The sequence below is a fragment of the Paenibacillus sp. UNC451MF genome (assembly GCF_000686845.1).
GTDB lineage: Bacteria > Bacillota > Bacilli > Paenibacillales > NBRC-103111 > Paenibacillus_S.
In genome coordinates this window covers 79,334-101,139 of the sequence record NZ_JMLS01000004.1, presented here as the reverse complement: position 1 = coordinate 101,139, position 21,806 = coordinate 79,334, and the positions used below count along the sequence as shown (strand labels likewise).

General features: G+C 42.6%; 24 protein-coding genes. 16 read left to right on the top strand and 8 right to left on the bottom strand.

The genetic code is table 11. The features are described from left to right. Positions 1-10: 10 nt before the first annotated feature. Positions 11-235: a hypothetical protein gene (locus tag BP97_RS35645; RefSeq protein WP_081823981.1), complete on the bottom strand. Its 225-nt coding sequence runs from the start codon at positions 233-235 to the stop codon at positions 11-13. Between the two features lie 251 nt (positions 236-486). Further along, positions 487-1,104, bottom strand: a complete 618-nt coding sequence (locus BP97_RS0107815; protein ID WP_028548594.1) for a nitroreductase family protein — start codon at positions 1,102-1,104, stop codon at positions 487-489. A gap of 219 nt (positions 1,105-1,323) precedes the next feature. On the opposite strand from BP97_RS0107815, the gene BP97_RS40640 reads away from it, so the two are divergent. Next, on the top strand, positions 1,324-1,488 hold the full coding sequence (locus tag BP97_RS40640; protein ID WP_197035426.1) for a DUF3973 domain-containing protein: 165 nt from the start codon (positions 1,324-1,326) through the stop codon (positions 1,486-1,488). A 43-nt stretch (positions 1,489-1,531) separates the two neighbouring features. On the opposite strand, the gene BP97_RS0107810 is transcribed toward BP97_RS40640, so the two are convergent. Beyond that, positions 1,532-1,789 carry a hypothetical protein gene (locus BP97_RS0107810; protein WP_028548593.1) on the bottom strand — a complete coding sequence of 86 codons (258 nt, stop codon included), beginning with the start codon at positions 1,787-1,789 and terminating at the stop codon, positions 1,532-1,534. 127 nt (positions 1,790-1,916) lie between these two features. Here BP97_RS0107810 and BP97_RS0107805 point away from each other — a divergent pair, with 127 nt between their 5' ends. Both BP97_RS0107805 and BP97_RS0107800 read left to right on the top strand, forming a co-directional pair. Then, positions 1,917-2,615, top strand: a complete 699-nt coding sequence (locus tag BP97_RS0107805; protein ID WP_028548592.1) for a PIG-L deacetylase family protein — start codon at positions 1,917-1,919, stop codon at positions 2,613-2,615. 28 nt (positions 2,616-2,643) lie between these two features. Then, a complete protein-coding gene (locus BP97_RS0107800) occupies positions 2,644-2,829 on the top strand; it encodes a hypothetical protein (protein WP_028548591.1) in 186 nt (61 codons plus the stop codon). A 37-nt stretch (positions 2,830-2,866) separates the two neighbouring features. Here BP97_RS0107800 and BP97_RS40145 read toward each other — a convergent pair whose 3' ends face one another. Next, positions 2,867-3,037, bottom strand: coding sequence for a hypothetical protein (locus BP97_RS40145; RefSeq protein ID WP_156043173.1), 171 nt, complete (start codon positions 3,035-3,037; stop codon positions 2,867-2,869). A 129-nt stretch (positions 3,038-3,166) separates the two neighbouring features. On the opposite strand from BP97_RS40145, the gene BP97_RS0107790 reads away from it, so the two are divergent. The 9 genes from BP97_RS0107790 (at position 3,167) to BP97_RS0107745 (ending at position 12,759) form a co-directional block, all read left to right on the top strand. Then, on the top strand, positions 3,167-3,634 hold the full coding sequence (locus BP97_RS0107790; protein ID WP_028548590.1) for a hypothetical protein: 468 nt from the start codon (positions 3,167-3,169) through the stop codon (positions 3,632-3,634). 1,220 nt (positions 3,635-4,854) lie between these two features. Next, positions 4,855-6,555, top strand: coding sequence for a molecular chaperone HscC (locus BP97_RS0107780; protein ID WP_028548588.1), 1,701 nt, complete (start codon positions 4,855-4,857; stop codon positions 6,553-6,555). Next, the gene (locus tag BP97_RS0107775) at positions 6,555-8,549 is read left to right on the top strand and encodes a J domain-containing protein (protein ID WP_028548587.1); all 1,995 of its coding nucleotides are present in this window, start codon (positions 6,555-6,557) and stop codon (positions 8,547-8,549) included. The genes BP97_RS0107780 and BP97_RS0107775 overlap by 1 nt, the downstream gene beginning before the upstream one ends. A 25-nt stretch (positions 8,550-8,574) precedes the next feature. Further along, positions 8,575-9,225, top strand: coding sequence for a DUF1266 domain-containing protein (locus BP97_RS0107770; protein ID WP_028548586.1), 651 nt, complete (start codon positions 8,575-8,577; stop codon positions 9,223-9,225). 14 nt (positions 9,226-9,239) lie between these two features. After that, positions 9,240-10,322: a J domain-containing protein gene (locus BP97_RS40635; RefSeq protein WP_028548585.1), complete on the top strand. Its 1,083-nt coding sequence runs from the start codon at positions 9,240-9,242 to the stop codon at positions 10,320-10,322. After that, complete coding sequence (locus tag BP97_RS0107760) at positions 10,319-10,966, top strand: DUF1266 domain-containing protein (RefSeq protein ID WP_028548584.1); 648 nt, start codon at positions 10,319-10,321, stop codon at positions 10,964-10,966. The genes BP97_RS40635 and BP97_RS0107760 overlap by 4 nt, the downstream gene beginning before the upstream one ends. Positions 10,967-11,081: 115 nt before the next feature. Then, a complete protein-coding gene (thyX, locus tag BP97_RS0107755) occupies positions 11,082-11,783 on the top strand; it encodes an FAD-dependent thymidylate synthase (protein WP_028548583.1) in 702 nt (233 codons plus the stop codon). A 137-nt stretch (positions 11,784-11,920) separates the two neighbouring features. Then, on the top strand, positions 11,921-12,271 hold the full coding sequence (locus BP97_RS0107750) for a VOC family protein (RefSeq protein ID WP_028548582.1): 351 nt from the start codon (positions 11,921-11,923) through the stop codon (positions 12,269-12,271). A 95-nt stretch (positions 12,272-12,366) separates the two neighbouring features. Next, positions 12,367-12,759, top strand: a complete 393-nt coding sequence (locus BP97_RS0107745; RefSeq protein ID WP_028548581.1) for a DoxX family protein — start codon at positions 12,367-12,369, stop codon at positions 12,757-12,759. A 710-nt stretch (positions 12,760-13,469) separates the two neighbouring features. On the opposite strand, the gene BP97_RS40630 is transcribed toward BP97_RS0107745, so the two are convergent. After that, a complete protein-coding gene (locus tag BP97_RS40630) occupies positions 13,470-13,943 on the bottom strand; it encodes an HD domain-containing protein (protein WP_051620448.1) in 474 nt (157 codons plus the stop codon). A 376-nt stretch (positions 13,944-14,319) separates the two neighbouring features. Here BP97_RS40630 and BP97_RS0107735 point away from each other — a divergent pair, with 376 nt between their 5' ends. Together BP97_RS0107735 and BP97_RS0107730 are read left to right on the top strand one after the other, a co-directional pair. Next, complete coding sequence (locus tag BP97_RS0107735) at positions 14,320-16,509, top strand: ABC transporter ATP-binding protein (RefSeq protein ID WP_028548580.1); 2,190 nt, start codon at positions 14,320-14,322, stop codon at positions 16,507-16,509. Next, positions 16,509-17,006 (top strand): DUF1854 domain-containing protein, encoded by a 498-nt coding sequence (locus BP97_RS0107730; protein WP_028548579.1) that lies wholly within the window; start codon positions 16,509-16,511, stop codon positions 17,004-17,006. The genes BP97_RS0107735 and BP97_RS0107730 overlap by 1 nt, the downstream gene beginning before the upstream one ends. 148 nt (positions 17,007-17,154) lie before the next feature. Here BP97_RS0107730 and BP97_RS40625 read toward each other — a convergent pair whose 3' ends face one another. Both BP97_RS40625 and BP97_RS0107720 read right to left on the bottom strand, forming a co-directional pair. After that, entirely contained in the window at positions 17,155-17,358 is a 204-nt protein-coding gene (locus BP97_RS40625; RefSeq protein ID WP_028548578.1) for a hypothetical protein, read from the bottom strand. 225 nt (positions 17,359-17,583) lie between these two features. Next, a complete protein-coding gene (locus tag BP97_RS0107720; RefSeq protein ID WP_028548577.1) occupies positions 17,584-18,579 on the bottom strand; it encodes an ABC transporter substrate-binding protein in 996 nt (331 codons plus the stop codon). A 225-nt stretch (positions 18,580-18,804) separates the two neighbouring features. On the opposite strand from BP97_RS0107720, the gene BP97_RS0107715 reads away from it, so the two are divergent. Continuing rightward, entirely contained in the window at positions 18,805-19,371 is a 567-nt protein-coding gene (locus BP97_RS0107715) for a TetR/AcrR family transcriptional regulator (RefSeq protein ID WP_028548576.1), read from the top strand. Between the two features lie 138 nt (positions 19,372-19,509). Then, complete coding sequence (locus BP97_RS0107710; RefSeq protein WP_051620446.1) at positions 19,510-20,613, top strand: hypothetical protein; 1,104 nt, start codon at positions 19,510-19,512, stop codon at positions 20,611-20,613. A gap of 120 nt (positions 20,614-20,733) precedes the next feature. Here BP97_RS0107710 and BP97_RS0107705 read toward each other — a convergent pair whose 3' ends face one another. Continuing rightward, a complete protein-coding gene (locus BP97_RS0107705; protein ID WP_028548574.1) occupies positions 20,734-21,666 on the bottom strand; it encodes an ArsR/SmtB family transcription factor in 933 nt (310 codons plus the stop codon). Positions 21,667-21,806: the final 140 nt, after the last annotated feature.

Genomic DNA, 21,806 nt, shown 5'->3' with positions numbered 1-21,806 from the left:
CATCCCTCACTTATGAATGATCGGCAGCTAGATCATCATAGTACATTGTCTCGTTATTGAAGGAACGGTTAATAGACAAAAACGTATGAATGAGCTCAAAAAGCTCGGATTGATCTAATTGAAGTGAAACGGTCTCGTCGTTCTGAGGATTTGTGGATACATTAAGTAAGATTGATTTATGATCTTGATCGACTTGAATTTCCCACTGTTCTTTTTTAAGTACACTTTCCCACACGTGCAATCACGCTCCCCTTTTTGCTATAGGCTCATGCTTGTTCCATAATTGGACATGATATTCATTATATGTATCCATTTTTTTGAATATGACATAAATAGAATGGAACCTTACGCGTAAAGTGCAAGGTTTTATCATTGTGTCGCATATATGCTTCGTCCTGTAAAGACTGAGGAGAAACTAACGGATTCCCAGGGGGAGGTAAAAGGTTTGAAAAAAAGCGGAGCTCAGACGGCTCCGCTTTGTTGCGTTTATTTAGATGGGACGCTTCCTTCAAAAATGATTTCTTGAAGCGGTCTGCGTTCGTTAGGTACTTCACGCTGCTGGAGAGGTTCCGGTAGCAGGCTTGCATCTCCCTGATAACCGATCGTCACTACAGCATGCAGATCAAACTCGTCAGGAACGTTAAGCAGGGTACGAGCTTGGGCTTTATCAAACCCACCGATGGCATGAGTGGCTAAACCGAGCAATTTTGCTTGAAGCGCGAGATAGCCCCAAGCGGTCCCTGCATCGAATGTATGCGCAGGATTCGCGTCGCCATTGGCTCTTGTTTTGTCCGAAGCAATTAACACTAATACGGGGGCTTTATTTGCCCACGAGCGATTGAATTCATTTAGAAACTGATGAAAAACGGCCAATTGCTCATCCGTTTTGGCTACAATAAAACGCCAAGGCTGGTCGTTAAATGAGGACGGCGCCCAGCGAGCAGCTTCCAAGACGGTGAGTAGGTCCGCATCCGAAACCTTTTGATTGGAATAGGCACGAGGAGACCAGCGATTCAGAAAAACAGGATTGACGGGATACTCGGATTTACGATGACCTTGAACCTCTTCTTGAATCTGATTAAGAACCAAACTGGAATTACTCATTTAATAATTACCACCTTTCCAATAGGAATTATATGTAATATAACATACTTATAATTTGTTAGCAACAGTACATTAATAACTCTCTAAATTTAATAATACAACAATACACCAACGTTTTCTTTTATTTACAAAAAATTCACAAAAATCTGCATAATAATCATATTTTCTTCATATTAGTATGTGTAAATTGATAATGATTAAGGAAAAGAGGTGCGACTTATGTACTATTGTATTTTTTGTAAAAATTTGCATTCTTTTCGATATACAGCTGAAGAAGTCGTATTTAAGAGCGGATTTCACTATTATGATTCCAAGCTATATCATGCGGGACTATGCCAACAGTTGCAACCCTATTGTAAGAATGAGCAACCGGCAACTGCATAAGTTGACAAATAAAAAAGCCCCTCGTCGATGAGGGACTTCTCAATTACCAAAAGCCACGACCGAAACGGGGGCTGTCCAATAGAGCAATGACTAGCAGATCAAATAAGACCAGAGGCAGCACGAAGGGAAAGAAAGAAATGGAAGCCTTATTTCGTCCCGTCGGGCGAAGCGCTTGAATATATACGTTTTGATGATCGACGTTCACGATTGTACCTTCATAAGTGATACCTTGAACGGTAGTGATTCGGACATTTTGCTGCATATATTGCTTGCATATTCTATAGTTATGATTAGTAGACATAGTATTCCTCCTTTCAAGTAGGACATGGTATACTATATGCTTTTCTATTAATTTTTGTTCGGGCCTGAACTACTCTTATCTCTATCACGAACTATTGATATAATAAGGGGTGAGGAGGAGGATGATGATGAGTCGAACAACCGCTTTTATATTTGCTCATCCCGACGATGAGAGCTTTCTATGTGCCTGCCTTATTAAGCAGCTTGCAGAGCAGGGGGAGAAGCCCGTTCTTCTGTTGGCCACCAGAGGCGACGCCGGGAAAAAGAATGGTGATGTAGGGCATCTAACGAATGAAGAGCTCGGAGCACAGCGTGAGCAGGAGATGATGAAAGCGGCAAGCATTCTTGGATTAAGCCAGGTGGAGCATCTGGGGTATCCGGACGGTAAACTAAAAGAAATCGAGGAAGGCGAATTTATTGAACGGGTGATTCATTTTATTCTTGAACATAAGCCCGAAGTGGTCGTCACTTTTCCAGAGGACGGCGGGAATTTTCATCCTGACCATATGACCATTTCCAAGATAGCCACCTCTGCTGTTCTAAGCGGACGCTGCCCGTCTGTTCAAAAGCTTTATTACATATCTTCCAACACATTAAAAGAAAACGGTCATCATCCCTCGATTGCACTAGATACGGAACCGTACTGGTCTATGAAAGCAGAAGCGCTGCACGCTCATGAATCGCAGATTTATGCAATTCGAAGATATTTCGGTGATCTGGAGTCGTTTCCGGAGAATCGACGGTATGAATCGTTTGTTCTTGCTTGGGAAAGAGGAGCATGGTACCCTCCGAGATTAGAGAAATCGATCTATGATGGAATCATCTAAGAGATGATACAAGGGGAGCGTCGTTCATTTGACAAAACAATATGCTATTGATATGGCCAAAAAATTATTCAGAGAATCGAATAAGTCCTATTACGTGATTTGGTTTCCGGACACGAACGAGTACGCAGTAATGAAGCATGATGAATTTTCGAAAAATAAAGAAGAACTCAATAAATGGGTTGTATTTAGTATCGAAGGTGAGGGTGAAGGCTGAAGTTTTTTACAAGGAATGGGGAGGGGGTTCCCTCCTATTAATCCCAGCCCTTAGGTTCCGTCTTCGGCTTGTTAAACAGCGATATTTTTTGCCACCATTTCTGCTGCTGATTGTTCGATAGAATCGATTTGACCTGCTGCATTACTAGTTTCGCCCGATCCTCGCCACGATAAAGCTTAAGTTCTTCATAAAACTTTTCTGAATCCATTGATTTCACCTGGTGTAAGTTATTTGGGGTAGAGCATTATAGTAGCAATTATTAGCAGTCAATACAAGATTAAATTGGATGTTCAAGGGAAAATAGCTTACAAATTAAAGAGATAAGGCAGGGTATCCATTGGATGTATTTGAACTCATTCTCATACTGCATATAGTTGCAGGCACGGTATGTCTGATAACGGGTGCTGTATCGGCATTGGTCAGGAAAAGAAAAGGATGGCACACGGTTTTTGGAGAAATTTATCATGCTGGTTATATAGTCATTTTTCTCAGCTCAATCAGTATGGCCATTATGCATTGGTCGGAGAGTGCCTATTTGTTTTATATAGCAATCTTTTCTTATGCGATGGCACTTTACGGATATACAGCCAAAAAAAGCCGACGGGTCGACTGGCTCGGCAGGCATATCGGTGGGATGCTAGGATCCTATATAGGAGTCGTTACCGCTGTGCTTGTCGTTAATGGACATAGCATTCCAGGCTTGAATTACCTACCGATCCTCATCTTCTGGTTTTTACCTACAATTGTAGGAACGCCTATTATTATGATGGTTGGTAAAAAGTATAGGCGTGTTAGGAAAGCTTGAGCGATCAAGCTTTCTTTTTTTGTTCAAAAGGTTTGAAACCATTCACATTATTCAGGCATCCTGCAATCTGTACGGAATGGATATTACAACCAATTATGGTATGTGTTATGATGAACTATAGATACCATTTGTATGGAGGACAAGCAATGAGTCCTTGATCGATATAGGAACTATTCCAATGTGATGGTGGTATGTCACGGGATGATAATCGCTACTCTATTAGATTTGGAATCAGAAAGTATCGATCTGTGCGGTGTTTACAGATTTCACAAGTAAGGAAACCCGTTACGAAGTTTTGCTAGTAAATAATAAAACTCATCGTAAACTAAGGGGGATTGATATGAACCGGTGCAAAACATGTAGACTCTTTATGACCCAATCTTTGTTGGTTAGCAGCGTCTTTCTGATGTCCTACATACCGACTTATCTATTTGTTGGAACAACATATTCCGTATTCACTACGATTCCTGCGGATCAGTCCAGGCCGTTTTCATGGATGTATTACGGTTTCTTTTTTTGTCTAATTCCATATTTCCTTGTAGGTTTAATGATGAATGGCGTGTTTAGGAGAGTAACTTGGACGGCGTTCCTTCATTCCTTTATCGTTACGTCAATAATGGATAAGCTTGTGCTTGTTTTCTTAGCTACTTTATTGGCAAAAGGGTTTCCAAGGTCGTGGTATGGTTGGGACTTTCCCCGCGCCGGGTATAATTTGATGTGTGAGGAGCTGCCATTTTATTGTGCAAACTATGTCCATTACTATTTAATTGCTAATACAGTGCTTGGACTATTGTTTATGTACGCTGGTTTTCTTGTTTGTAAAGCTATTAAATTAAGGACGAATCACGTCCTTTAATTAGTTACTGAATGATAGGAGGCTTTACAAGCTATGGAATTAATACAATAATATCCTGATTCCGCAGCTCGGTTTAAAACCAGCCGGTGGAATCGAATTCGAAGTATAGGATGAACGATTTATGGGACCGGATTCGTCGGAGTCCGAAGTAGATATCTATTTTGCGATCCAATGAATACATGAAGAATATAAGACAGGTTGTCACTTCACAAGTTGACATCCTGTTTTTTTATACCCTAATAAGTCAATCCTTCGGTTAAGGCGATCAAACTTAATAAAATCGTGTAATTATCCGATAATAAAAAATATGGAAAAAGAAGATGAATTTCCTAATCCAATACATTTTGAAACGAGGTTGCAATTAATGACAATGATTGGTATTGATCTGGGAACAACAAACAGTCTGGTTGCTTATTGGACAGAAGACGGTCCCACTATTATACCGAATGTGCTTGGGGAACGATTAACCCCTTCTATAGTAAGTGTGGATGAAAACGGTGAAATACTCGTAGGTCAAATTGCCAAAGAACGGTTAATTACTCATCCGGACCTTACAGCTGCAACCTTTAAGAGGTATATGGGGACTGAGAAAATATTTCGTCTCGGCCGTTACTCTTTTTCACCGGAGGAGTTATCTTCCTTTATTGTGAAATCCTTAAAATCCGATGCAGAAGCTTTTTTCGGACATGAAGTGACGGAAGCGGTCATTAGCGTCCCGGCGTATTTCAACGACACCCAACGCAAGGCGACCAAACTCGCGGCAGAAATCGCAGGCTTGAAAGTAGAGCGGCTTATTAGCGAGCCTACCGCTGCAGCGATCTCCTACGGTCTCCACCAGCAGAAATCGGATACGAAATTCCTCGTCTTTGATTTGGGTGGGGGTACTTTTGATGTGTCTATCTTGGAGTTCTTTGAGGGTGTAATGGAAGTGCAGTCCATTGCCGGGGATAATTACTTGGGCGGCGAGGATTTCACTCAACTGCTTGTTTCATATTTTGCGGAAACCAAGGGGATAGATTACCAGGAGTTGGACTTCAAAGCTCGTTCGGCACTATTCAAGCAGGCTGAGATATGCAAGCGTGCTATTGGCAGCGGAAATGCTGGGCAAATGAGCTTTATGTGGGAGGCTCAGGAGTACGAGCTTTCAATGGACCGAAGCGAGTTTGAGAAAATAGCCGGCCAGCTAATTCTTAGGCTGCGTCATCCAATAGAGAGGGCGTTGCGCGATGCTTCCCTTTCTCCGGATGACTTGGATGCTGTTATTTTGATCGGCGGTGCAACTCGTATGCCTGTCATTAAATCGGTTGTCAGCAAAATGTTCGGGAAGCTGCCTTTCAGTCAGATTAATCCGGATGAAGCTGTTGCTTTAGGGGCTGCCATACAGGTAGCTCTTAAAGAAAGAAACGAGGCGCTTAAAGAGGTTGTTCTTACAGACGTATGCCCATATACACTTGGAATTGAAATTACAAAGACTATGGGGAACGGGAACTTCGACAGTGGTCATTTTAGTCCGATTATTGAGCGTAACACACCGATTCCGGTTAGCAAGGTGGAGACGTTTTACACTATCCATGATCAGCAGAAGAGCATTCGAGTCATCGTTTATCAAGGCGAGAGCCGAAGAGTAGACCATAATATTAAGCTGGGTGAGCTATCGGTGCAAGTGCCACCCGATGAAGCGGGAGAGCAAGCGATTGACGTAAGGTTCACTTACGATATTAACGGAATTTTAGAGGTAGAGGTCACAACCGTAAGCACCGGAGTGAAGCAGAAAACCATTATTGAGAAAAATCCAGGCAAGCTCACTCAACAGGAAATCGAAGAAAGACTGAAACAATTAAAGGATATTAAGATCCATCCTCGTGAACGGACAGAGAATAGGCTGCTGCTGGCCAAGGGTGAAAGGCTGTATGAGGAAGCGTTGGGTGAGAAGCGATCGGAGATTGCATTTTTGCTGGAGCAGTTTGAACGTGTTCTTGCTTCTCAAAATGAGCAGGAGGTTAAAAAAGCTTCCTCACTCCTCAAAAAGCAATTAGAGCATTTGGAGAGGTGGCGTGACTATTAATGCAAGTATGGAAAATTCTCGGCATAGAACCGACTGATGATGTGTCAGCCATCAAGAGAGCCTATGCAGTAAAGCTAAAGCTTTATCATCCAGAAGAAGACCCGGAAGGCTATCAGATGCTTAGAGAAGCATATGATCAAGCGGTGAAGGACGCTAAGCAGCGGACCAAAAGAGCTATGAACCGGAGTTCTACAGAAACTGAAGATTACCTGCAGGAAGCTTCAGCAGCACTTGAACTTGAACGAACGGATAGAAGGCAAGAAGACTTACAGGAAGCAGAGATGTACTATGACGAGAGCAACGCGGAGGATGCTGAGATTGATGAGGAGACAGAATCTGATTCATATCATTTTCAGCGTTTGCTGCACTATACAGATCAGCATGAATTTCACGATCCTGTAGACCCTGTGGAGCGGTTTATTGAAGAAATAGAAGCGTTGTACGAGAACTTTTCATCGAGGATTGATTCGGAGCAGTGGGGAAAACAACTGAATGCGGACGTCATATGGAACGTGAAGCTGCAGAACAGGATCTCAATCAGGCTTCTTGATTTTATGGAAAATCATTATTTTGTGCCTGAAGCGGTCTGGAGTCTCCTTGAGAATACCTTTCATTGGAAAGAACTGGTGGTGGAAGATAGAGAAAGATTTCAGGAACAGTATCCCAAAGTGTACGCGTATGCGGTAGGACATGAACAGGTATTGCATATGGGTTATACAGCTCTGCTGGATACGGTGGATGTAGATTATGATTCCTTTCTAAGATACCGTGAACGGGGTTTATTGGCATTATTGGAGCAAGATTACCAAGCAGCTGAGAGATCATTAAGAAAGGCTTCAGAATACTTCAAATCCGACCCGGATGTAGTTCGGTTACTTATCGAGTGCTATGTACAAACAGGTGATATGGCTCGGGCACTGACGGCAAGCAACAGCTTCATTCAATTGTTACCTGACCAAGTCGACGGCTATTTGTACCGCTCGCGCCTATTAATTCATATAGGAAAAATGGAGGATGCATTGGAGGATCTTAAGCGAATTCTGGATCAAGATCCTAACCATAGCCTTGCATTATCAATGGCAGGAAGCTGTCATATGAAGCTGGGGGACCCTGATTCAGCATTTGAAATGTATAACCGAATTCTGAAGTTTAATGCCAATGATATTGAAGCTATCCTAGCCGTAGCTGAAATTCAATCCCAAAGAGCAAAAGCTTTAAAAAAGCAAAGAGGCAGTGGCAGAGAACTGAAACAGCTAAGGAAAGAGCTTGGGAAAACGCCGTTAAGGAAGCGGCTTAAGCAAAGTGCTTTTTTTCTCATTGGGGGTAAATGGTTCAGTCTGATTGTTATTATTGCACTTCATTTTTTCATATCGGCATCTTTTGTGAAGCACACAGGGGAAACTCCGATTCAATATGTTGCCAATGCTTTTAAACCGATAGAAATAAAGACAATCCATTCTATAGGAGAATTGGAGCAGCTCCCTCCGGAAATAAAAGCTGTGCATATGAAGCTGAATAATGCAGCCTATATGGGCATGAATCAACTTCAGATAAAGGGTGATAACGGAGAAGAAAAGACGGTATATCTATCTACGATTGAGGTAGAAAAGCAAGGGCTCCTGTCCAAGATCAGCGGGTATCTGAGTGTCGGATATTTGGATGGTGATGGTACACCCATTCTTTTGTTGACTAATTATCAACAGAGTAAAGAAATATATGATAACAAAACGATCGAGCTCGATGGAACCACTCGTGTCATGGATTCAGCTCTATTAAGTGAATACGAGAAGTGGAAGAAACGATACCCCAAGGCGGCAGTTTCAACGCAGAATCCTCTAGCAGATAATTATTTGGATTCACATGAGAAGCCAACTAAGGAGACCAGCAAAAGCATTCCATTGCGAATTTACATATATATTTTCGTACTCTTCTTGTACTACCTTTCTGTATTACGGGAAGTAGGGAGAGTGTGGAGGTTCATCCGGTATACTTAATGGATAGAAGAGGAGACGATTAACTATGAATACTTCCGCTGAGGAAGCATCGTTTACTTATAAACCTTTTGTCGATGCACTGACAGCCATGTGCATAGTAGGAAGGGATGCCGATTACCACGTTCAAAATCCAAATTGGATTTATACGAAAAGAAGTTATTTGCGGAATTTATTTAAACACTGGGAGATCGAAAATGCAGATACTCTGAAAGAAAACATAAAACATTCCATAACGATAGGACAGAGAAAAGAGTTTGAAGACATAAGTTGTATCTTGTCCTCTCTATCGGAAGACGGTAGATTGAAGTACATCGAGAGTGAAACGGGCGATGCGAATCGGAAATATAAGCTAACTATAGTAAATCAGTATTTAGGGCGTATGCCTTCCGGAGGGATAGCTGCGGTCGATTATACATGGACAGTATTTAAATGCTGCGCTGGACTTAAGATGGATTATTTAACTGAAGAAGAGAAGTGGTCTAATATCGGTGAGGTCATCCAGATTGTAAAAAGTAATTATTCAAACTGGAAGGACTATTTAGTGAGTTTTACTGTCGGTTCTGCATTTAATTCCATTAACAGGAACTCCGATTATATTAGTGAGAATAAGGCAGTACTGACGAAACTATTCGTGTCCCATTCCAGTCCACTAAGGCAAGCGCATTTAGGTAGTTAGGCGGAGATGAATCCATGAATATATGGCACCATTTGGGGATAAACCCTACTGAAGATAAATCCTTAATCAGGAAAGCTTATGTCCAAAAACTGAAGCAGCATCATCCCGAGGAAGATCCGGAAGGATATCAGAAGCTTAGAGAGGCTTACGATCAGGCTATCTTAAACTGTAAACGTAAGAGTCAATCGATTAGTCACACTGACGAAGATGAAGACGAACATGTCTTCATCTTTTCCTCGCATTCAATGAATGTTTCTTTTCATGAGGGGAGAACCCAAGAAGATCCTCTTCAGGATTTCATGGAAAAAGTCCATGCTGTCTATAATAATATGGCTTCCCGTATTGAGCTAACATCCTGGTTGAACCTCATGCAAGAAGATGTGATGTGGAATATAAGGCTTCAATATGCTGTTAGAGAGCAAATGTCCGGCTTTATAGACCAGCATCCTCATTTGCCAAGGGGGATATGGGGATTATTAGAAAGTAGTTTTCATTGGAAAGATGCTATTCGGAAGGATAGAGATTCATTTGCTAGACAGTTTCCAAATATTTTCCTGCACGTATTCGCTGATCCGCTTTATTCAACTAGCTTGCGCTACACATACATTAAACAATTTGAAGAGCTGGAGACTTATTTGGACTACCGCTTGAAGGCATTAATGGCATTGAAGGAAAAAAACATGCAACTTACAGAGGAAATGCTTACGAAGGCGCATGCTTTATTTGCTGATGATCCGGATTTGCTGCGTCTGAGAGGTGAGTTTTATCTCAGGCAGGGAAACTTGATTGAAGCATTAACTGCCGTAGATCATTGCATTCGAATCGTCCCCAATGATCTTGACTTGTACCTGGTCAAGGCGCGAGTCAACTATGCAAGAGAGCGGTTCAACGAAGTACTTCGAGATTTAGAATACATCCTGTCTCATCAACCGGAGCATTTGGACGCATTAGCATTAGCAGGAAAATGCTATATGAGGTTAAGGGAGATCGAGAACGCAAAGGAAATGTACCAACGAATAACGCATATTCAACCGTTTGATATCGAAGCCGTTATTCAGCTTGTTGAACTTGATAAGAAAAAGGGGAGCATTCGTTGAACTACTACGACCCAACACTACGCAAGCAATTGGCTTTTTATGTTAATGCACTTTCTTCCTTTTGCATGAAAGGACAGATGGCTTATTCTCTTGCCAATAAAATGCATATGGTTTTTGAGAACAAAACACGGCTTCGCAATGCCCTAGAACTTTGGAGAATCGACGATCCCCGCTCATTAAGAGCAACGCTTCAGTGGTTGTTTGATACGGGAATCCGTAAGGAGTTTGAAGATTATCGTATGCTCCTGTCAGGACTTACCGAATCGGAAAGGAACCCTTATTTGCAATCCTTACCGGAGGGGGAAAGACGAACGAGGAGGCTGCTGGTAGCTAATTACTATTTGATGCGTCTCCCAGCGGAAGGCATCGCCGCATTCGACCATTCCTGGTGTGTCTATTTGTGCTGTGCAGGATATCATCTTGGCTACTTAACGGAAGAGGATAAATGGAGGATAGTAGCAATGAGCCTTCAGAATGCCAGAGAATCATACACCAACTGGAAGGAATATTTAATTAGTTATGCAGCGGGTGCGGATTTTTTCGATGCGACTCCTTCCTTGGATTACGTGAAGAATTACAATGGTTTCTTGATCAAGCTGCTAACCGGAGCTGAAAGCCCATTAACCGGTTTAAATCTAAGGTGAAAATTACTTGTAAAAAAAGGACACATTTCCATGATGCTATGGTATAATCTCCCTGTTCTGTAACCTGTATGTTTTTAGTATTATGCCAATACGCTTTAAGGGGATGTTGATTTTAATGTCATTTATTCAAGTTCTAGATAAAGGCTACGTAAGGCTTGTCAATCATATGGGATCGGATTTAACGATTGTTAATGCGGCGCGAGTATCCTATGCCAAAGAATCCCATGAACTGGACAGCAAAGATATTCGATTGATCCAATTTCTGGCGAGAGAAGGTCATACGTCACCTTTTAGACATGTCATGATGCAGTTCGAGGTGTACGCTCCTTTAATGGTAGCCAGACAATGGTGGAAGTATGTAGTCGGCTCCGCTCATATGGAGGGAACAGGGGATAGTCTTGAGGGATGGAATGAATCCAGTAGAAGATACATTACGGAGGAGCCAACATTTTATATTCCGCAGGAAGAAGAATGGAGAGGTAAACCGGCTAATTCCAAACAAGGCAGCGGCGAAGCGGTACATAAGGAGATTGGGATGAAATTGACTCAGCAATTAATCGACTATATCGAGCTGGGAATCCAAAAGTATGAAGCCGCTTTAGACGACGGAGTGTGTGCGGAACAGGCGCGATTGTTTTTACCATCCTATGGCATGTACGTTCGTTGGTACTGGACGGCATCTCTGCAATCCGTGTGCCATTTCCTTAATCAAAGGCTGGAGCATGATGCTCAAAAGGAAATACAGGACTATGCAAAAGCGATTTTGGAGCTGAGCAAGCCGTTATTCCCTTATTCGGTTGCTGAACTGATGCAATAAATTATTCAGAGCATCGTGAATACGACGGTCGGTTGGCGATTTGGAGCGGATTCAACGGATGATCGAACATGCGGATGAGAGTATGACAGTGCGGGATAGCGGGAAGCTCACTGCCCATAGATGGAGGTAGGTTTATAATGATCGTCAAACGAATTGTCACCAATATAGATGCTCGAGATATTGCTGCAGCCAAAAGTTTCTATCAAGATGTTCTCGGCCTCGATTTATTAATGGATCATGGATGGATAGCGACTTACGGGTCGAATCAGGAGATGAGTATTCAAATTAGTGTCGCTTCGCAAGGCGGTTCTTCTACACCTACGCCAGATCTATCGATTGAAGTCGATGATGTGGATGTTGCTTATACTCGTATGAAGGATGCAGGGTTTCGCATTGAATACGGACCGGCAAATGAGCCGTGGGGTGTTCGACGATTTTATGTCCGGGATCCCTTTGGCAAGTTGGTCAACATTTTAGCCCATACCTAAGTGAAGCCAAGCTGAAAAGAGCAATTTATAAGAAATGAGGCCGAAGGTTTCATGCTACTATGGTTTTATCAAAATTTGAGAGAGGTTGATAAATCATGAATGCTCGTATTTCAAAAGGTCGGCTGTGGACAGCAAGGATCATGGGCTGGCTAGTTATTCTGTTCATGTTATTTGATGGTGTGTTCAAATTGATTAAACCGGCTCCCGTTGTAGAAGGAACCGTCTCGCTTGGCTATGCCGAGCATCACATTATTGTCATTGGCGTTCTTGGTCTCATTCCTACCATTCTATATGCCATACCACGTACATCGGTTTTGGGTGCGCTGCTGCTAACCGCATATTTTGGCGGAGTGGTAGCCACACATATTCGAATGGATGCTCCGCTGTTTACCCATACTTTATTTCCTATCTACCTGGCTGTTCTGACTTGGGGAGGATTATGGCTGAGAGATGAGAACGTACGCAAGCTTATTCCATTCATTAAATGACATTATTTATACCTATTATGAAACGGAACGTGGCGCCTTTGTTAATTTGTCCAGCTTGAGTGACGATGAAGCTCAGCAAGTCATTATCCTCATTACATGACGCTCGGTCCATGCCGATGGATTAAGGATTGGTATAGAAACGGTCACGAGATTAAGATCGTATTGGATGAATTTGAAGAGCAAAGCATCAGCTTCACGTATGGGGATTTATTTCCCACGATGCGGTATAAGGATGGAAAACCATACCGAGGCAACGTCTAACGAAACAAGAAATCTTAGACTTGATTCAGCTGTATGGTTTTCCTCAAGAATGGAATGCAGACGGAAGTCAAGGCCCAGAACGGTATATCGAGGTTCAAATTTGGGATGAGACAATTATCAGTAAATATAAAGGCTGGAAATGATGGGACAACTTAAGCAGGATAGGTTCATACTCACCTGCAAATGAGTACTGATATTCGTTATCTACACGGATGTAGCCAGCTATGCATTTCCTACGATCTCGATGTACTATTGCGGATTGATTCTTTTTATCCTTATTTCCTTCGGCGACGATCAGTTCGTCGTTATCGCAGGACAGGACAATCCCGATATGGTCATGGGACTTGTCGGAGAGTAGTTTTTCATAGATTACGATACCCCCTCTAGAAGGTGTGAAATCTTCATCCATTCCACTATGGAAGCAACAGACCTCAAGAAGCTGAGCCCATTCAAGCCAATTCAAATAGTAGTGAACGCAATCTCTCGATACTATTAGGGCAAAGTGCATCCTTTGAATTGTGGAAGTAATGATGCAGCATCACCGCTTCTTTTATTGTCTCCTCATCAACGCCATGCTGGCCCATTTGATTGTTCTGATAAAAAATGGAGCGAAGGATGGTTCGTTGTTCCTCTTTTGAAAAAAGCCCCGTATTTCTAAGAATAGGCCTTACCGCTTCTGCGCTGTTCTCGGCACGAAAGGTCGATATTCCCGTTTTATAAAAATAGTAATCATGTAGCATGCCGGCGATAGTTGCAAGCTCTGCATGAAGTCCTCTTTTGTAGGCAAGCATGGAAGCAAAGCTGGATACACCGTACAGATGAACATAGCCATTGCGTCTTCTATTTGCATCGGCTAAGGCTAGGAGCATTTCGTCAACAATGACTCGGATACTATCCAGTCTTGAAGAACTTTTCAAATTCATCTTGTTCCCCCCTAAAGTAGGTAATATACAATGAATCCATTTCACCGCAAGGCTCCCTTATTATTCCATACCATGAGACGAAATCATAGGTTGATTTTTTTTATATTGGATGTACGTAATTTATGAATATTAGGTAAATAATGGTTTACTTTGATATGGAGTTTTGCTAAAATACTCGTTGTGAGAACGTATGTTTGTTTAGTGACTGGTATATTTTGTTATAAACATTCTTTCCCTTGGTATTTTGAAAGCAGTCATCATAAGATAAGTAAGGTTGAGAGATGCAGTACCACTTCGCGATTCGAAGAGTAGCTCCCTGAAGAGACATCAGAATCGGTTCAAGCCAGATGCGCTCAAGTAAAGGAGAGAAGAATTCATGTCCATTTTGGAAAAACTTCCACATGCCATAGAGGCCAGCCTGTCTTCACAGCCCATGTTTGCTGCGATGGCCGATGTGGATGAGGAAGGCCATTTCGGTGAGCGATGGCTCATTGTTATGGATGAGGAAGTAAAGGTTTTCAATGCAGATGGTGAAGTACTACGGGAACAGCCTATTGGAGGTATTACCGAATGCCGCATTGTATCGGCGATAGGCGGCGGCACATTGATAGCCGATACGGGGAAGGGCCCAGTAGCGCTTATCCGTTATACCTCTAGCCATGCGGGGAAATTTGGATTCGCGTCCAAACTGATTAAAGCGCTTTCCACTAAAGAAGAGGTTCCTGCTGCATCTGTAAAAGATCTGCCAAGACGATGTACGCAGTGCGGAACGCCTTTGTTAGAAGGGACACAGGTATGCTCTGTATGTACAGACAAAGGTAAGGTGGCGGCTAGACTTTTAAGCTATGCAAAGCCTTATCGCGTCCAGATGACGACAGCTGCGCTGATGCTGGTAGCAGCTACAATGATGGAGCTCGTTCCGCCATTCCTTACAAAAGTGATCGTGGATGATGTATTACAACCTAAGAGCTTCAGCCTTGCACTGCTTTGGTTCGTACTGGGTCTTGCCGGAGCCAGAGTCATGCTATCCATTATGCAAACGTTACGAGGCTATATGGGGGTATGGGTTGGGGGCAAGCTGATGGGGGATATCCGCAAAGATATCTACTCTTCGCTAATGAGGCTGTCACTCGGGTTTTTCGATCGAAGGCAAACCTCGCAATTCATTGGTCGAGTCAACAGTGACGCCGAAGCTATGCGCCAGTTTTTAACGGATGGCATCATGTGGATAGCAGGTCAAGTGCTGATGCTCGCGGCGATTATAACTATGATGGCGAGTCTCGATTGGAAGCTTGCTATTTATGCCATTATCCCTACTCCTCTTATCGTGATAACTTCGATGGTCATATGGCCAACAATCCGTGCGCGGTGGTATCGTCACTGGAGAGCTATTAACCGTCTGAATATGCTGGTAGGCGATGCGCTACAGGGGATTCGCGTCGTGAAAGCGTTCGGTCAAGAGCCTACGGAAATGTCGCGTTATGGTGATGCCAATAAAGAGTTGGTTGAGCAAAATATTAAAGCAGACGGTATGTGGCAAGGCGTATTCCCGTTGTTCGCTCTTATTTCCACTTCAGGTGCGATTCTTGTTTGGTACTTCGGTGGATGGATGGTGCTTCGCGATCAAATATCTTTAGGAACTTTGATGGCCTTTACTGCATATTTGGGCATGCTGTTCGGACCTCTTCAATGGTTCAGCCAAGCGCTCAACTGGACCAGCCGAGCGATGGCAGCGGCGGATCGCGTCTTCGAAATTATGGATACTCCGTCGGATGTACCGGACGATATCGAGCCTGTTCCAATGGACTGGGTAGAAGGCAGAGTGGTGCTTCATCAAGTATCCTACGGTTACGAAACGCATCATCCTGTATTGAAAAACATCGACCTGAACGTAGCACCTGGAGAAATGATTGGTCTGGTCGGACATTCTGGTGCAGGAAAGTCCACGCTTATTAATATGATTTGTCGGTTTTATGATCCCAATCAAGGACATATCACGATAGATGGCATTCCCTTGAAGAAGATCAAGCAGGAAGATCTGAGGAAGAAGATTGGTGTTGTTCTGCAGGAGACATTTCTATTTGATGGAACTATTACGGAGAACATAGCCTATTCCAAACCGGATGCTACGCCAGAAGAGATCATGAGAGCAGCCAAGATTGCTAATGCACACGATTTTATCGTCCGACTTCCGGATGGATATGATACTAAGGTCGGGGAGCGGGGGCATCGCCTTTCTGGCGGTGAAAAGCAGCGTATTGCTATCGCAAGGGCTATCGTGCACGACCCGCGTATTCTTATTTTAGACGAAGCAACGGCATCGGTGGATACCGAGACGGAACGTCAAATCCAGGAAGCCATATCACGTCTTGTAAAAGGCCGTACTACATTTGCTATAGCGCATAGGTTGTCCACTTTACGAAACGCGGACCGATTGGTCGTATTGGATAAAGGTCAAATTGTTGAGATTGGCACCCACGAACAATTAATTGATAAACAAGGTGCCTATCACAAGCTGGTTGAGGCCCAACGGGAGCTATCCAAAATTAAGGGGGTGCAAAGCTAATGCGTGATCCTTACGAAATTGTTTTGCTGGATTCCCAGAACGTATGGTTAGGCCGTAGTGCGGGAGGGGTGCTTCAGGCAGTAATTGATGGGGTAGATTATCCAGAGGTATTGCTATATCGCGCCTATCCATTTTCCCGACCGACGGAATATATCTCCGTACGTACTCCCAAAGAGGATGAAATAGGTATTATACTTAAGCTTAGTGAGCTTGAAGACGCTAGTCGGGAAGAAGCCGAGAGGGAGCTTAATCTGAGATATTTGATTCCGAGGATCACCCATATTGAGAAAATAGCTCAAAAGCCGGCGCTTTGGATATGGAAAGTAGAAACTACTCTAGGCTCGATGACATTAGCTCTTCGGAACTTGCACGAGCACCTGCAGTCTCCGGCTCCGGGTCGTTACTTAATATCGGACATCGAAGGGCGGCGCTGCGAGATTGAAGATATTAACGCGTTGGATGCTCACAGTCGTAAGCAGTGGGGTAAAATTTTATAATTAACCGTATTCTTATAGCAAGTAAACTATGGTATAAATAAATGTAAGAAGCTGATGTATCCACCTTACGGAAACGTCAGCTTCTTTTTTACGTTTAATGTATAATGTTTGCTTAATTAGCGATCTGATAAGTTATCATTCTTTGAGGTCAAGCCGTTTTACTATAGGACCTTTGTAATTGAAGATGAGATGTTTGGAGCTCAAGAAGAAGCAATTCCAACTCATGCCTCAAGGTGTGAAGCTCCGAATAATAGTTTTTTTGAAGAGCTGCAAGTTCATATTTCGAGAGCTTGGAAAATGCGACATAATCCTCATAGCATGCGTTGGAACTATCTACAATAATAGGTTTCATACATCTCAACTCCTCGTATAGTCAATTAGTCCTATTAGAAAAAATAGTAAATGTGTAAGCATTTACAAGTCAATCAAATAATTTTAATTTTCTGAAAATTTTATAAATGTTACAAATGTAGAAACAAAGCATCAATAGACGCTGTTTAATTGCTGCCTGACATTAAAAAAGCTTTCTTCAATGAGAAAAATAATCTCAAAGAAGAAAGCTTTTTTAAAACTGGGGCTACAAGCTTAATTTTTCAAATCTAGTTTTAATGTCTTCGATAAGCAGTTTAGCTGCAATGATACCGCCAGATGTATTCCAAATAGGTTCATTTACGTTAAATGCCCGTTGTTTTTTAATAACATTTAAGTTTTTACCGATAGGGCTGTTCAACCATTCTTCAGCCGTTTTGGAGGCTCCAGTTTCACCTTCACGATCGGATGTGAAGTAGAAGAACACATCGCCATCCAGTACAGCTATTTGTTCTGTTGTTACATCTGCGGTGAAATCGTTCTTGTCTTGGGCTTCTGGACGAGCGAAGCCTAGCTGTTCAAGGATGACGCCTGCAAAATTGTTTTTGTAATAGACGCGAACCTTACCAGGCTGAAAACGTGCTAAGGAAATGCGCATTTTCGTTTTATCTCCAAGAGCTGTTTTGGTTTGTTGAATGGACTGGTTGAAGCTGTCTAGAGAAGCCATTCCTTCAGCTTCTTTATTCAATGCTTGAGCATACAGCTTGAAATTTTCAACCATGCTGTCGCCGAGATTTTCCGTGAACACGGTCGGAGCTATGCTGGATAGCTGCGGATACACTTTTTCCTGCCGAACTTTGGTTCCTAGAATTAAATCAGGCTTTAAGCTGGCAATGAGCTCAAGATTAGGCTGTGTCTCGTCTCCAACGACTTGTACGCCGCTCATTTTGTCCTTGATATGATCGAACCATGGTTCGCCAATCCACGATTTAACGGCACCGACTGGCTTAATGCCGAGCTCGAGTAAGGACTCCGTTCCTTGATTGGTTAAAACTACAATACGTTGAGGCGTTCCGGTAATGGTTGTTTCTCCCATTGCATGTTTGACTGTGCGCGTTGCAGGCTTAGCTGCATCGTTGTTCTTTGCCTCAGGCGCTTTGGCTGCTGATGAATTGGTTGAATTGGATGGACTACCGAATGCACTCACAACTAGTGACAATACGAGAAATAAAGTTAATGCCACCCATTTTTTTGAACTAAACAACAGAAATTCCCCTTTCGTTACCCATGATGTAGTAATGATAATCATTATCAATCAAAAAAACGCAGACGTCTCCCTCATTTTTAATGAAGCAGTAGTTTACGAAGATCACAAAGTTACAGGTGTAACATGTGGTATAGTTGTAACATTAATATAAATCGCATTTTCATGCAATGCTTGTTGAATTATTTTCCATGAAAATAGACAAAAGAGAGGATGTGTAACACTTTGAGTGAACAGGTGGGGAAGCAAGCTTTACGATCACAAGAATGGATTCAGACCGCTTTATTTCAGCTAATGGAAAAGAAAGCATACTCTCACATATCAATCACTGAGATCACGGATAGGGCTGGTCTTGCTCGACAAACATTTTATCGCAATTATCAAGACAAGGATGAAATTTTACTAAATTACCTGGATAGTTTGATGAAAGGCATGTGGGAAAATGTCGGGGACACTGCTGTTTTTAATGAGGAAATGTTCGTCATATTATTCCGTAATTGGAAATCCAACGCCCCTTCTTCACTGATCTATAATATTGAGTTAAAGGACCGCAAAATAAGACAGCTTATTTATAAAAGCATTTGCGACTTCTTTGACGAATTGTCCATGGATACCATAGAGGAAAACAATGAAAGTCCCGAGTATACATACCGATTTTACGCTCATAAATCCTTATCTTCAATCGTTCATCTGATGTTAATTGAATGGACTTTGAATCATTTTCATTTATCGCCGGAAGAAATTGGTCGGTTAGTGAGCGATTTGACTGTTTCGATTCGAGCTCATTTATAGCATGTCTTTGAAGGATTAACAAAATGATATTTATATAGATGTCTTCCCAGATTATATGATAAACTGCATAAGGTAAAAATTACCACAACAAAGATATGCTGCTTTGCACGTATAACCGATAGAAGGGGATTGAGTACTGTGACAAATCCTTTGATAATGGATAACGAGTGGGAAGTCGTGTTTCCACTAGACGGTGATATCTTAAATGAGCATGATGGTTGGCTGCAGAACGGACATCTGCACGTGAAGGTGACTATTGCTGCAGCGTCTAATAAGCTCAAGCTTATTGTTAACGGGATGAGAGCAATACCGGAGAATGAAGGCTTTTATGCGGAGATTGTGCTGGACAATTACCGGAATACGATCTCAATAAAAGACGAAGAAACTGGATACAGTGTGTGCTATAACGTATATTGGATTCAGAGTGCGGTAAATAAATATCGACTATCGGTTGACGATAATATCTGGTTTCTCCAAGATATTGCACATAATCAACTTAAGTACCACTCGATCTTCGAAAACCCCTACTTGTCCATCTATAAAGAGTTGCATCAAGAGTTTGGAACAAAAGTGCACTTTAATGTGTATTATCAGACAGATGGCTTTAACCTATCGCAGATGCCGGATAAGTATAAGGAAGAATGGAAAGCCAATTCACATTGGATGCGCTTGACGTTTCATGCTTTGCAGAACGAACCGGATAAACCTTATTGGAATGCCGACCCCTCAGAGGTTTTACGGGATTGTGAACGGGTAACGGAACAAATCATTCGGTTTGCCGGGGAAGAGCTTCTCGATCCCGTTACTACGATTCATTGGGGAGAGGTTACTCGGGAATCTTGTAGAGCTTTGCTTCAATTTGGGTTTAAAGGATTTGCGGGCTACTTCCGTATGGCTGGTGGCAAACCTGCCGTATCCTATTATTTAGACAATAAGGAAACGGAACATGCCGGAAAACGGGATTTCTGGAAAGATCATAGTGAAGATCTCATATTTATTAAAATCGATGCGGTGTTAGACCGATTGAATGTGGAAGATATTATCCCATCACTGGAACAATTAAAAGAGTCACCTTCTGAAGCAGGATTTCTGGAGATACTCATTCATGAACAATATTTCTACCCTCACTACAAGGCTTATCAAGCGGATTATCGGGACAAGCTGTTCGCGGCTGCCAAATGGGCGCAGGGCAACGGATATGTTCCCGCTTTTTTGAGTGAGTGCGGTCTTTTTGATGAATAAAGAGAGAGTAGCTTTAGTTTAGCAGGGAAAATAAAAATAGGCCTGTACCGCCAGTGGCAGTACAGGCCTATTTTTCTGGGGGATCATCAGGGTATCTTTTCATAATGCTTCTATCCATGTCTATCGGTCGACGTTGCGAATGAACGAGAGGACGATATCTTGTGGATGGTCTCCGAACCCCGATCCGAACAAGTTAAGCCCGCCTTGGTGCTCCGCATCCTTACTTACCTCAAACCGGATGCGAATTGGTTCCCTGTAATGAAGAAGAAGATCGTCCAATGTAGTTTCCGAAGTACGAACCCCGTTCACACAGCTGCCTTCTTTGGTTACTTTCCATTCAGTTAAAGCGCCATACTCGGTGCCATGGAACCAACGATCCGGTGTCAACTTGCCTTTACGGTCTCCAAAATCGCTGGGGCTTTTCCATATTCCTACCAATAAATCGTTAATATAAACCGAAATGTCTGAAGGCCATTTCATGTTGAAGCTCGGTGCTTCCGAGCAGACCTCTGCTTTTAATTTAAGCTCATCAAGTGGGACACCGGGAGGCATGGGGTTGGCGAAATAATACTCAATGCTTCCGGATCCAGAGAACCATACAAGAGAAGCATCGGTGCGCTCTGGCATATAGAAGACACGTGGATCATCAATGGATCCAATGAGAGCACCGTCTTTACCTGCCATTCCGCAGGTAGGCTTTATCGAACAATGGGAATACATACCTATCGGCATGTGAATTTCCTCCATATGGTGAAGTCCATCCCCAGGTTTAACGGGCAGTTCCAGCAGAATGGACTTGCAGGTGACCGAGCATATCTTTTCCCGATTTGCACCGGGGGAAGAGACGATGAGATCGGCTAGCTCAAGCATCTGAATATTGATCGTCATGGTTGGCTGAGCAACCCCAAGAGCTTCAGCGAGCTGAGAGACACTCATCGATCTGTCACCAAGCGCTTCCAGTATCCGAACGCGAAGATCTCCCGATAGAGCTTTTGCTACCTCGGTTATTCGTGAAGCTGGGTATCGATTCATTTCTTGTTTAAATTCGCTCATTAGGTTCTTCCTTATCCATAGAATGATAGTTCCAGTGTACAACAAAAAAACGTCATTGTAAAAATAAAATGAACATTGAAAAAAATATATATAATATAAACATAATATACATTGCATTTTATATATACAAGGAGTAGAAT